Origin of the sequence: Massilia sp. LjRoot122 (assembly GCF_964252725.1) — a bacterium.
Taxonomy (GTDB): domain Bacteria; phylum Pseudomonadota; class Gammaproteobacteria; order Burkholderiales; family Burkholderiaceae_D; genus Telluria.
Genome location: NZ_CAXUPB020000001.1, coordinates 1,344,237 through 1,356,555, shown reverse-complemented (window position 1 = coordinate 1,356,555; position 12,319 = coordinate 1,344,237). Strand labels below are relative to the sequence as shown.

The following is a 12,319-nucleotide window of genomic DNA, read 5'->3' as shown; positions in this document are numbered from 1 at the left end:
CCTATTGTGGATTCCCCGCCATGAACCAACTCGAACAACTCAAGCAATACACCACCGTCGTCGCCGACACCGGCGACTTCCAGTCGATCAAGGCCTACGCGCCGCAGGATGCGACCACCAACCCGTCGCTGATCCTGAAGGCCGTGCAGAAGCCGGAATACCGTCCGCTGCTGGAAAAGGCGATCGCCGACGCGCCGCACGCCACGGTCGATGAAATCGTCGACAACCTCCTGATCGGTTTCGGCGTCGAGATCCTGAAGTACGTGCCGGGCCGCGTCTCGACCGAGATCGATGCCGCCCTGTCTTTTGACACCGAAGCCACCGTCGCCAAGGGCCGCGAACTGATCGCCCTGTACGAAAAGGCCGGCGTGTCGCGCGAGCGCGTGCTGATCAAGATCGCTTCGACCTGGGAAGGCATCCGCGCCGCCGAGATCCTGGAGAAGGAAGGCATCCACTGCAACCTGACCCTGCTGTTCTCGCTGTGCCAGGCGGTCGCCTGCGCCGAAGCCGGCGTCCAGCTGATCTCGCCCTTCGTCGGCCGCATCTACGACTGGTACAAGAAGTCGACCGGCACCGACTACCAGGGCGCCGACGATCCGGGCGTGCAGTCGGTCAAGCGCATCTACCAGTACTACCGCAAGTTCGGCTACAAGACCGAAGTCATGGGCGCGAGCTTCCGCAACACCTCCCAGATCCTGGAACTGGCCGGCTGCGACCTGCTGACCATCTCGCCGGACCTGCTGCAGAAGCTGGCCGACACCCAGGCGCCGGTCGAGCGCAAGCTGGTGGCCGATGCCAATGCGGATATCCAGAAGATCGCAATCGACGAGAAGAGCTTCCGCTTCATGCTGAATGAAGACGCGATGGGAACCGAGAAGCTGGCCGAGGGCATTCGCGCCTTCGTGGCGGATTCGATCAAGCTGAAGAAGATGATCGAAGAAATGAAGTAACAAGGAAAACGCGCTGTCAACAGCGCGTTTTTTGTAGGGTGGTCGGCTATGCCGACCGCGCGTTCAAATCACGGACGCGCTGTGACGACGCATTCTTCAGTTGAACGCGCGGACGGCGAAGCCGTCCACCCTACCAGTCAGCAGTTCTGCAAGCCGGCCAGGTAAGTATCCATCATCGCCTCGCCGAGCGCGACCAGGTCGTAAGACTCGGTGTCGAACAGCCAGTTGCGGATCAAGCCGTCGAGAATGACCCACATGCCGTTCGCGACAGTGGCCGGGTCGAGTTCCTGCTTGACCAGTCCCAGCGCTTTCGCTTGCGCCAGACGGGTTTCCACGCGCTGCATCCAGGTCAACTGCTTCTCACGGCGGCCTTCACGCATGATGACGGCGTCCGCCACGAACTCCATTTTCAGCGTAACGATCTCGAAGACCCGGCGTGCCTTCTCGTCGCTGGCCGTGACCCGCAGCACGGTCATCACGTAATCGCGCAGATCCTGCATCGGATCGCCGCTCTCGCTGGTGTCGAGCAGGAGAAGCGCCTCTTCCAGCGGCATTTTGGCGCGCTCCATCATCGCCTGCAACAAGGCGCCCTTGTCCAGGAAATGCCAGTAAATTGCGCCACGAGTGACTCCCGCAGCGCTCGCAATATGTTGTAAAGTCGTTCTTGAAACGCCTTGTTCGGCGAACAATTTTTCTGCAGCGTCAAGGATGCTGTCGCGGGTCGCCGCAGCCTCCGCCTTGGTTTTACGTGCCATTTTTTCATTGCCCTCAAATTTGAATGGGCTCTCCAGCAATAAACATACAGCCGTGATAGTATATAAAACTGTCCCCAAAAGCCAGTAACAATTCTCGCGCCGTCCACGAGTCTGCGCCAGATATCGAAACAACAATGAGAAGGAAGCATACGTAATGCGCTCAGACCACTCCTCCCTGACCCTGACCCGCATCGCCGCAGGTACGCTAGTGGCCATCGCCCTGCTGTCGGGCTGCGGCAAGAAAGACGCCGCCCCGGCCGCCGGCGGCCCAGGCGGCGGCATGCCGGCACCGGAAGTCGGCGTCATCACCACCAAGTACGAGCCGGTGTCGCTGCTGACCGAATTGCCGGCACGCGCCGAGCCGGTCCGTACTTCCCAGGTCCGCGCACGCGTGGACGGCGTGGTGCTCAAGCGCCTGTTCACCGAAGGCAGCGAAGTCAAGCAGGGGCAGTCCCTGTACCAGATCGATCCGGCCCCCTACCAGGCGCGCCTCGCCGCGGCCCAGGCCGACGTCGGCAGCGCCCAGGCAACCCTGAACCAGGCCGCCGCCCAGGCCGAGCGCTACAAGCCGCTGGTCGAGGCCAACGCCATCAGCAAGCAGGAATACACCAACGCCGTGGCCGCGCAGAAGCAGGCGGAAGCGGCCGTGGCGGCCGCCAGGGCCCAGGTGCGCATCGCCCAGATCAACGCCGGATACGCCAATGTATACGCCCCGATCTCGGGTCGCATCGGCCGCGCGCTGGTGACCGAAGGCGCCCTCGTCTCGGCCACCCAGGCGACCGAAATGGCGCTGATCCAGCAAACCAATCCGATGTACCTGAACATCACCCAGTCGGCCACCGAACTGCAGCGCCTGCGCAAGCAGGCCGGCGGCGGCAATGCCAAGGACGCGCCGGTGACGGTGGTGCTGGACGACGGCACCGAGCTGGCCACGAAGGGCCGCCTGCTGTTCTCGGACGTCACCGTCGACCCGAGCACCGGCCAGGTCACCCTGCGCGCCCAGGTACCGAACCCGGACAACGCCCTGCTGCCGGGCCAGTACGTGCGCGTGCGCCTGGCCCAGTCCCAGCTCCCGAACGGCATCGTGGTGCCGCAGCAGGCGGTCACCCGCGGCGGCCCGCAAGGCGACACCCTGATGGTCGTCGGCGCGGACAACAAACCCACGCCGCGCACCGTCAAGATCGGCTCGCAGCAGGGCGCCAACTGGATCGTCACCGACGGCCTGAAGGAAGGCGAACGCGTGATGGTCGACGGCTTCCAGAAGCTGCAGATGCTGCCGCCGGGTACCCCGGTCAAGGTCGTACCATGGCAGGCTGCCAGCGCCGCGGCGCCTGGCGCAGCGCCGGCACCGGCCACCGCCTCGGCGCGCAACTGAGCCGCCGCAGGACAAGAACAGGACTAATTCATGGCACGTTTTTTTATTGACCGCCCTATTTTCGCCTGGGTGATCGCGCTCTTCATCATGGTGATCGGCGCGGTCTCGATCACCCAGCTGCCGATCGCCCAGTATCCGAACGTGGCCCCGCCATCGATCGTGATCAACGCCGCCTATCCGGGCGCGTCGGCCCAGACCCTGGAAGACTCGGTCATCTCCGTCATCGAACGCGAGATGAACGGTTCGCCGGGCCTCGTCTACATGGAATCGAGCAGCACCGCCAACGGCAGCGGCTCGATCACCCTGACCTTTGAAACCGGCACCAATCCGGAGCTGGCCCAGGTGGACGTCCAGAACCGCCTGTCGCGCGCGGCCCCGCGCCTGCCGGCGGCGGTGAACCAGCAGGGCGTGCGCGTCGACAAGGTGCGCGCGAACTTCCTGCTGTTTACCATCCTCTCGTCCGACGATCCGAAGTGGGACCCGATCGCGCTGGGCGACTACGCCTCGCGCACGGTGCTGCCCGAGATCCAGCGTATCAAGGGCGTCGGTACCGCGCAGCTGTTCGGTACCGAGCGCGCCATGCGCGTCTGGATCGACCCGGCCAAGCTGGTGGGCTTCCGCCTGTCGCCGGCCGACGTCAACGCCGCGATCCGCAGCCAGAACGCCCAGGTGGCTTCCGGCACCATCGGCGAACTGCCGCTGGCACGCGGCCAGGAAATCACCGCGACCGTGGTCGTGACCGGCCAGCTCTCCACCGTCGAACAGTTCGGCAACATCGTGCTGCGCGCGAATCCGGACGGTTCGACCGTCCGCCTGAAGGACGTGGCCCGCATCGAAATCGGCGGCCAGGCCTATGGCACCTCGGCGCGCCTGAACGGCAAGCCGTCCACCGGTATCGGCGTGCAGCTGGCCCCGAGCGGCAACGCGCTGGAAACCGCGCGCCTGGTACGCGAGCGCATGGACCAACTGTCGAAGTTCTTCCCGGCCGGGATGAAGGCCACCGTGCCTTTCGACAGCTCGAAGTTCATCGACATCTCGATCGAGCAGGTGCTGCATACCCTGGTCGAAGCGCTGGTGCTGGTGTTCCTGGTGATGTACCTGTTCCTGCAGAACTTCCGCTACACGATCATCCCGACCATCGTCGTTCCGGTCGCCCTGCTCGGTTCCCTCGGCACCCTGCTGGCGCTGGGCTATTCGATCAACGTGCTGACCATGTTCGGCATGGTGCTGGTGATCGGTATCGTGGTCGACGACGCCATCGTGGTCGTCGAGAACGTCGAACGCATCATGAGCGAAGAAGGTCTGAGCCCGCTGGCCGCGACCCGCAAGGCCATGGGCCAGATCTCGGGCGCCATCATCGGCGTGACCGTGGTCCTGATGTCGGTGTTCGTGCCGCTCGCCTTCTTCGGCGGCGCAGTGGGTAACATCTACCGCCAGTTCGCGGTCGTCATGGTGTCCTCGATCGCCTTCTCGGCCTTCCTGGCGCTGTCCCTGACCCCGGCCCTGTGCGCGCACCTGCTCAAGCCTGTCGAAGCCGGCCACCACCACGAGAAGAAGGGTTTCTTCGGCTGGTTCAACCGCCGCTTCGCCAAGACCGCCAAGGGCTATGAGGGCTGGGTCGGAAAGCTGATCCGCAACTCGGGCCGCGCGCTGCTCGCCTTCGTGCTGGTGATCGGCCTGGTGACGCTGTTCTTCACCCGCATGCCGAACTCCTTCCTGCCGAACGAAGACCAGGGCTACGTCATCGCCAACATCCAGCTGCCGCCGGGCGCCACGCTCGAACGCACCAACGAGGTGATGCGTACCGCCGAGGCCTTCATCATGAAGCAGCCGGAAGTGGCCAACATGGTCAGCGTGCTGGGCTTCTCGTTCTCGGGCGCCGGCCAGAACATGGCGCTGGCCTTCATCCCGCTGAAGGACTGGGACGAGCGCAAGGGCGAGAATTCGAGCGCCCAGGCCGTGGCCGGCCGCATCATCGGCGGCCTGTCCGGTGTGCGCGACGCCTTCATCTTCGCGCTGTCGCCGCCGCCGATCCCGGAACTGGGCCGCGGTACCGGCTTCAGCTTCCGCCTGCAGGACCGCGGCGGCAATGGCCACAACGCCCTGCTGGCAGCCCGCAACCAGCTGCTCGGCATGGCGTCGCAGAGCCCGATCCTGGCCGGCGTGCGTCCGGAAGGACTGGAAGACGCGCCCCAGGTCATGCTCGACATCGACCGCGACAAGGCCCAGGCCCTGGGCGTGAGCTTCGACGCGATCAACACCGCGATCTCGACCTCGCTCGGATCGAGCTACGTGAACGACTTCCCGAACGCCGGCCGCCTGCAGCGTGTCGTGGTGCAGGCCGATGCCGGCGCCCGCATGCAGCCGGACGACCTGCTGCGCCTGAACGCCATGAACGTCCAGGGCCAGCCGGTGCCGCTGTCCTCGTTCGCGACCACGCGCTGGGTGACCGGTCCGATGCAGACCCTGCGCTACAACGGCTATCCGGCAATGAGCATCTCGGGCGACGCCAAGCCGGGCTACTCGACCGGCGACGCGCTGGCCGAGATGGAGCGCCTGGCAGCCAAGCTGCCGCCGGGCTTCGCCTTCGAGTGGACCGGCCAGTCGCGCGAGGAACAGCTCTCGGGCGGCACCATGGGCATCCTGATGGCCTTCTCGCTGCTGGCGATCTTCCTGGCCCTGGCCGCGCTGTATGAAAGCTGGTCGATCCCGGTGTCGGTGCTGCTGGTGGTGCCTTTCGGTATCCTGGGCGCCGTGCTGGCGGCCATGCTGCGGGGCTACCCGAACGACGTGTACTTCAAGATCGGCCTGGTGACCATCATCGGCCTGGCGGCGAAGAACGCGGTGCTGATCATCGAGTTCGCGAAGGACCTGCAGGCGCAGGGCAAGTCGCCGATGGAAGCGGCGATCGAGGCGGCGCACCTGCGCTTCCGTCCGATCATCATGACCTCGCTGGCCTTCATCCTCGGCGTGCTGCCGCTGGTGATCGCGGGCGGCGCCGGCTCGGCCTCGCAGCGCGCGATCGGTACCGGCGTGATGGGCGGTATGATTACGGCTTCGACGCTGGGCGTGCTGTTCGTGCCGCTGTTCTTCGTCGTGGTCCGCAAGATCTTCAAGGGCAGCGAACGCCAGCGCAAGAAGTACGCGCATGAGGAAGACGCTGCAAGCGCAGTCCAGGAAAAAATATGATCGCCATGATGAAAAAAATGACCCGATTGACTCCGCTGGCTCTGGCATTGACGCTGGCAGGCTGCATGTCGCTGGCGCCGAAGTACGAGCGTCCGGCGCCGCCGGTGGCAGGGGCCTTCCCTGAACTGGCGAAGCCCGCCAGCGCCCCGGCCGCCCAGCTGGCGAACGAGACGCCGGCCACGATCGCCTGGCAGCGCTTCTTCCCGGACGCGCGCCTGCGCGGCCTGATCGAGCAGGCGCTGAGCAACAACCGCGACCTGCGCGTCGCGATCGCCAACATCGAGCAGGCCCGTGCGCAGTACCGCATCAGCCGCGCCGACCGCCTGCCGACCGTGGGCGTAGGCATCAGCGGCCAGCGCCAGACCACCGGCGAAGACGAGCCGATCTCGAGCCTGTACCAGTCGGGCTTCTCGGTATCAAGCTTCGAGCTCGACCTGTTCGGCCGCGTGCGCAACCTGTCGCAGGCGGCACTGGCCCAGTACCTGGCGACGGAAGAAGCGCGCAAGTCGGCGCAGATCAGCCTGGTCTCCTCGGTGGCCAGCGTCTACCTGCAGCTGCTGGCCGACGAAGAGCTGCTGGCGATCACCCAGCAGACCCTGGGCACGCGCCAGGAATCGCTGCGCCTGACCCAGCTGCGCTTCGACAACGGCGTGGCCTCGCGCTTCGAGCTGCAGCAGGCGCGCTCGCTGGTGGAAACCGCACTCGCCACGCTCGCGGCGCAGCAGCGCCAGCGCGCACAGGACCTCAACCTGCTGACGCTGCTGGTCGGCACCCCGGTGGAACCGGTGCCGAGCGGCACCACCCTGGCGACCACCGAGCTGCCGGACCTGCCGGCCGGCCTGCCCTCGGACCTGCTGGCCAGCCGCCCGGACATCCGTGCGGCCGAGCAGCAGCTGATCGCGGCCAACGCCAACATCGGCGCGGCGCGCGCCAACTTCTTCCCGCGCATTACGCTGACGGGCAGCGTGGGCAGCGCCAGCACCGAGCTGTCCGGCCTGTTCAAGAGCGGCACCTACGGCTGGACCTTCGCGCCGCAGGCGATCCTGCCGATCTTCGACTACGGCCGCAATACCGCCGTGCTGGGCAGCGCCCGTGCGCAGCGCGACGTCGCGGTGGCGCAGTACGAGCGCTCGATCCAGACCGCGTTCCGCGAAGTGGCGGATGCGCTGGCCGGGCAGTCGACCTTCAGCGAGCAGCTGCGCGCCCAGCGCGCGGTGGCCGAGGCCGAGGCCGACCGCTTCAACCTGGCCGACCTGCGCTACCGTAACGGCGCGGCCAGCTACCTCGAGCTGCTGGACGCCCAGCGCGCGCTGTTCCAGGCCCAGCAGGCGGCGGTGCAGGCCAACCTGCAGCGCCTGCAGAACCAGGTGACGCTGTACAGCGTGCTGGGCGGCGGCTGGACGGAACCGGGGACGCCGGTGGCGGCGCGCTGATCCGCTGCTTGTCCATGACATCGGGCCCTTCGCGGCCCGATTTTTTTTAGGTTCATGACCTGGCGAGCCTTTGGCTCGGCCCGGGCGCTGATCGCCTCTCCCCGCTTGCCGCCGGTGACGCTGTTGCCCAGGTGGTCATAGCCGAGGATGATCTTCCAGGCCCGACCGCTTCCGACCAGGGCTGGGCCGATCATCCAGACGAACGCGACGATGTGCGCGAGCTGGCAGGTTAGGAAGAGCACGGGTAATAAGAAAATCCTCGACATATTTACCCCTCCTAGAGAAGTTTAGAAAATAAGGACAATTGTCATCTTGCTAGGCTTTGTGACAAGTGCCATAGTCGACCTACTCAAAGTCAGGAGGCAGCATGAAGGAGAGGCATAACCTCGGTCCGCTGTGCCCCAACGTGGCTTGGACCATCGTGGTCGTTGTCGTGTGCATCGTGGCTGCCGGCTTGCCGCTCACTGGCCACCGGATCGCCGTGGACAACCTCGCGTTGCCAGTCCTTGGGCTCTCTGTGCTGGCAGCGCCCTTGCTACTACCCCGCTACCGCAAAGACCCGCGTCTCTCAAAGACCATATCAAGCGCGGTGTTGCTTCTGCTGTTCTCCACCGCCGGCGCCGTACTCAGCTATTTGGTGGTCGCTACAAATGCGCCACTTGTGGATGAGACGTTGGCGATGTGGGACCGCGCCTTGGGCTTCGACTGGATGGCTTTCAGCGCCTGGCTTCACGGACGACCCTGGCTGATGACATCACTTAACTTTGCCTACGCGAGCGGATTGCCGCAACTGGCGATCGTCGTCATCTTCTTGGGCATCAGTGAACGCCATGCGCGGCTGGATGAATTTCTGCGCCTGTACTTCATCGCTGTGCTGGCTGCCATCGCGATTTCCGGACCATTTCCAGCGGAGGGCACGTGGAAGTACTATGATGTCGATGCCACCGTGTTCGACCTCGCGTCGCTATCCCACTTTGATCTGCTGCGCCAGGGTCAGATGCCGGCCATCCCGCTAGGAATGGCATCTCAAGGCCTGGTCTCGATACCATCCCTCCATGCCGCAATGGCACTCCTGCTCGTGTACGCGATGCGTCGAACCGCCCTCTTCCCGCTATTTGCCCTGCTTAACGCGGCAATGTTGCTGTCGACCCCAACCGTCGGTAGTCACTATCTGGTTGACGTGATTGCGGGGCTTGGATTGATGGTTTGCCTGATCATGATTGACCGGGCAAGCCAACGCCGCGCTAACATCAGCCAGCCCATCGATCATCAGAATGGACGCGAAATGCAATTAGAGCGCCAGGATTTCGGCACCGCGCCCTTCGACAATCAGACCTGATGCTTCCAGCGCCTGCATGCCACTGACGGTAAGCGAATCAGTCAGTCTTGATTGTGAGATTGCCGCTACCGCCATTGCTAACCCCGTTGCCGGCCGCGACCTCAATGGCGCCGCCCGAATCAGTGGAGACATAGACTGCGCCGGTGCCGTCCCAGCCCCGCCTTTTAGGTGAAGGTCGCCGCAAGTGCCGTAGCTTGCCCTAATCCCACCCTGAACCCGCCGCCCCCGGCTCTGCTCGTCAACCCCGTCTTCCCCATTCCCCGCATAGAACCATTTTTTTTGCACTGTCGAATTGAAACGCGGAATCGAAACGATGCAGGTTTCACAAGCTCGCTACACTGGACGCATGAACGCTTGGGGGCCCGCTGCCCGACTGCCATGCGCAAATTCGCCCGCTCACACTGGAAAATCCTCATCGCGATCCTGCTTGCGATCGCGCTGGCGACGCTGACCCTGGAAACCGATTCCGCCCCGTCCGCTTCCGGCCCCGACCTGTCCGCCCGCCTGCGCGCGCACGTCACGGCGATCGCCAGCCAGGAACACAACACTGCCACGCCGCGCGCGCTGGAACAGGCCGCACGGCACATCGAGACCACGCTGCAAGGCTATGGCTACCGCCTGCGCCGCCAGGAATACCAGGCCGGCGGCCAGAAGGTGCGCAATATCGAGGTCTCGATCGCGAACACGGCGCCGGGCGCCAAGCCTGAACGCATCTTCATCGTCGGCGCCCATTATGATTCCGCGCGCGGCGCCCCGGGCGCCAACGACAATGGCAGCGGCACCGCCGCCGTGCTGGAGCTGGCGCGCCTGCTCAAGACCATGCAGCCGAGCCGCGGCACCGAAATCAAGTTCGTGTTCTTCGTGAACGAGGAGCCGCCCTGGTTCATGGGCGAAGAGATGGGCAGCATGCAGCATGCCCGCGAGCTGAAGAAAAACGGGCAGAACGTGGAAGGGGCCCTGATCCTGGAAACGGTCGGCTGGTACTCGCAGGCCCAGAACAGCCAGAAACTGCCGCCGGGGCTGGAGAAGCAGTACCCGAGCACCGGCAACTTCATTGCCTTCGTGGGCACGCTCGAATCGTCGGCGCTGGTGCGCCAGGCGCTGGCGGCGTTCAGGGCGCAGTCGGACTTCCCGGCCGAGGGCCTGGCGGCGCCGGCCCACGTGATGGGCGTGACCCTGTCGGACCATGCCTCCTATAACCGGCACGGCTACCCTGCCCTGATGATCACCGACACCGCCTTCCTGCGCTACCCCTACTATCACACGGCAGAGGATACGCCGGACAAGCTCGACTACACGGGCATGGCGCGCGTGGTCAAGGGACTGGCGCGCACCATTGAATCGCTCGCGGGTGCGGTGAAAACCTGAGCCTTACCCCGCCAGGAACATCTCCTGCAGGTCGTTCAAGAAACGCTGGCCGAGCTCGGTCGGCTTGATCAGTTTGTGGTCGCGGTAGAGCAGGCCCTTGCTTTCCGCCTCGTTGAGCGCCTTGCTGATGGCGCTGATGTTCATGCCGGTGCGCTCGCCGAATAGATTCGGATCGAAGCCGTCGACCAGGCGCAGGGCGTTGAGCATGAACTCGAAGCCCATGTCGGCGCGCGCGATCTCGTGCTCTTCCTGCACCGGGTTGCCGCGCTTCGCGGCGTCGATGAAGGAACCCGGCTGCTTGTAGCGCGCCTGGCGCAGCACGCGGTGCGGGAAGGAAATCTTCGAATGCGCGCCGGCGCCGATGCCCAGGTAGTCGCCGAACTGCCAGTAGTTCAGGTTGTGCTGCGCCTGGCGGCCTTCCCTGGCATAGGCCGAGACCTCGTAATGACCGTAGCCGGCGGCGGCCGTCGTTTCGAGGATCATGTCCTGCATGTCGGCGCTCAGGTCGTCGTCCGGCAGCGCCGGCGGATACTTGGCGAACACCGTGTTCGGTTCCATCGTCAGGTGGTACATCGACAGGTGCGGCGGGGCGAAGGACAGCGCAGTCTGCAGGTCGCGACGCGCTTCGTCGAGCGTCTGCGACGGCAGCGCGAACATCAGGTCGAGGTTGAAGTTATCGAAGGTCGAACGGGCGATCTCCACTGCGCGCAGGGCCTCGGCTTCGTCGTGGATGCGGCCCAGGGCCTTGAGGTGGGCGCCATTGAAGCTCTGGATGCCGATCGACAGGCGGTTCACGCCGCTGTCGCGGTAGGCCTTGAAGCGCTCGGCTTCGAAGGTGCCGGGATTGGCTTCCATCGTGATCTCGGCACCGATCTCCAGCGGCAGCAGGGTGCGCACGTCGGACAGCAGGCGATCGAGGCCGGCGGCCGACATCAGGCTGGGCGTGCCGCCGCCGATGAAGACGGTGTGGATCTTGCGGCCCCAGATCATGGGCAGCGATTGCTCCAGGTCGAGGCGCACGGCGTCCAGGTAGTCCTTTTCCGGCAGCTCGCCCTTGGCCTCGTGCGAATTGAAGTCGCAATACGGACACTTGCGCACGCACCAGGGGAAGTGGATGTAGAGCGACAGCGGCGGCAGGGCCGTCAGGTTCAGCGCGCCCGGCTGCAGGTATTGCAGGGCGGTCGTGGCGGGGGAACGCGGTTCGCTCGGCACTGGGCCGGCGACTTTAATCGGGATCATTTGGACAGTTTTTCCACGAGGGCGCGCAGGGCCTGGCCGCGGTGCGAGTGGGCGTTCTTGACGGCCGGCTCGAGTTCGGCGGTGGTCTTGCCGAGCGAAGGGATCAGGAAGTGCGGGTCGTAGCCGAAGCCGTTGGCGCCGCGTGGGGTGGCGATGATCTCGCCATGCCACTGGCCGTCGGCGATCACCGGCTGCGGGTCGTCGGCATGGCGCACGTAGACCAGCACGCAGTAGTAGTAGGCCGACTTGTCGGCGTGTTTCGCCAGGTCGGCCACCAGTTTCTCGTTGTTGCGGGCGTCGGATTTTGGTTCGCCGGCGTAGCGGGCCGAGTAGACGCCGGGCGCGCCGCCCAATGCGTTGACGCAGACGCCCGAGTCGTCGGCCAGGGCCGGCAGGCCGGTCAGGCGCGCGGCATGGCGGGCCTTGGCCAGGGCGTTTTCCACGAAAGTGCCGAAGGGCTCTTCCGCTTCCGGGACATTGAATTCGCCTTGCGGGTGCAGTGCGAAACCGATGGGTTCCAGCAATTGCGCGAATTCCTTCAGTTTGCCGGCGTTGTTGGAGGCGAGGATCAGGCGTTGGGTCATGGGGAGCTCAGGGCTTGGTTCTTGCGGAGGGTGGGTATTTTAGCGCGTTGGGCTAAAGGACGCTTTGGCGGCTGCAGCGCGAAATTG

Annotated in this window: 9 protein-coding genes; 6 read left to right on the top strand and 3 right to left on the bottom strand. The window is 65.1% G+C overall.

Going from position 1 to position 12,319, the window contains the following annotated elements; genetic code table 11:
* Positions 1 to 20 precede the first annotated feature (20 nt).
* On the top strand, positions 21 to 950 hold the full coding sequence (gene tal, locus ACSQ25_RS05935; RefSeq protein ID WP_436104785.1) for a transaldolase: 930 nt from the start codon (positions 21 to 23) through the stop codon (positions 948 to 950).
* Positions 951 to 1,087: 137 nt separating this feature from the next.
* Here tal and ACSQ25_RS05930 read toward each other — a convergent pair whose 3' ends face one another.
* A complete protein-coding gene (locus ACSQ25_RS05930) occupies positions 1,088 to 1,705 on the bottom strand; it encodes a TetR family transcriptional regulator (protein WP_436104784.1) in 618 nt (205 codons plus the stop codon).
* 154 nt (positions 1,706 to 1,859) lie between these two features.
* On the opposite strand from ACSQ25_RS05930, the gene ACSQ25_RS05925 reads away from it, so the two are divergent.
* The 5 genes from ACSQ25_RS05925 (at position 1,860) to ACSQ25_RS05905 (ending at position 10,409) form a co-directional block, all read left to right on the top strand.
* Positions 1,860 to 3,080: an efflux RND transporter periplasmic adaptor subunit gene (locus tag ACSQ25_RS05925; RefSeq protein ID WP_436104783.1), complete on the top strand. Its 1,221-nt coding sequence runs from the start codon at positions 1,860 to 1,862 to the stop codon at positions 3,078 to 3,080.
* A 30-nt stretch (positions 3,081 to 3,110) separates the two neighbouring features.
* Positions 3,111 to 6,269, top strand: a complete 3,159-nt coding sequence (locus ACSQ25_RS05920; RefSeq protein ID WP_436104782.1) for an efflux RND transporter permease subunit — start codon at positions 3,111 to 3,113, stop codon at positions 6,267 to 6,269.
* Between the two features lie 8 nt (positions 6,270 to 6,277).
* On the top strand, positions 6,278 to 7,702 hold the full coding sequence (locus ACSQ25_RS05915) for an efflux transporter outer membrane subunit (RefSeq protein WP_436108027.1): 1,425 nt from the start codon (positions 6,278 to 6,280) through the stop codon (positions 7,700 to 7,702).
* Between the two features lie 367 nt (positions 7,703 to 8,069).
* The gene (locus ACSQ25_RS05910; RefSeq protein ID WP_436104781.1) at positions 8,070 to 9,041 is read left to right on the top strand and encodes a phosphatase PAP2 family protein; all 972 of its coding nucleotides are present in this window, start codon (positions 8,070 to 8,072) and stop codon (positions 9,039 to 9,041) included.
* 378 nt (positions 9,042 to 9,419) lie between these two features.
* Positions 9,420 to 10,409, top strand: a complete 990-nt coding sequence (locus ACSQ25_RS05905; protein ID WP_436104780.1) for a M28 family peptidase — start codon at positions 9,420 to 9,422, stop codon at positions 10,407 to 10,409.
* Between the two features lie 3 nt (positions 10,410 to 10,412).
* On the opposite strand, the gene hemW is transcribed toward ACSQ25_RS05905, so the two are convergent.
* Both hemW and rdgB read right to left on the bottom strand, forming a co-directional pair.
* Positions 10,413 to 11,648, bottom strand: coding sequence for a radical SAM family heme chaperone HemW (hemW, locus tag ACSQ25_RS05900; protein WP_436104779.1), 1,236 nt, complete (start codon positions 11,646 to 11,648; stop codon positions 10,413 to 10,415).
* A complete protein-coding gene (rdgB, locus tag ACSQ25_RS05895; RefSeq protein ID WP_436104778.1) occupies positions 11,645 to 12,232 on the bottom strand; it encodes an RdgB/HAM1 family non-canonical purine NTP pyrophosphatase in 588 nt (195 codons plus the stop codon). The genes hemW and rdgB overlap by 4 nt, the downstream gene beginning before the upstream one ends.
* Positions 12,233 to 12,319: the final 87 nt, after the last annotated feature.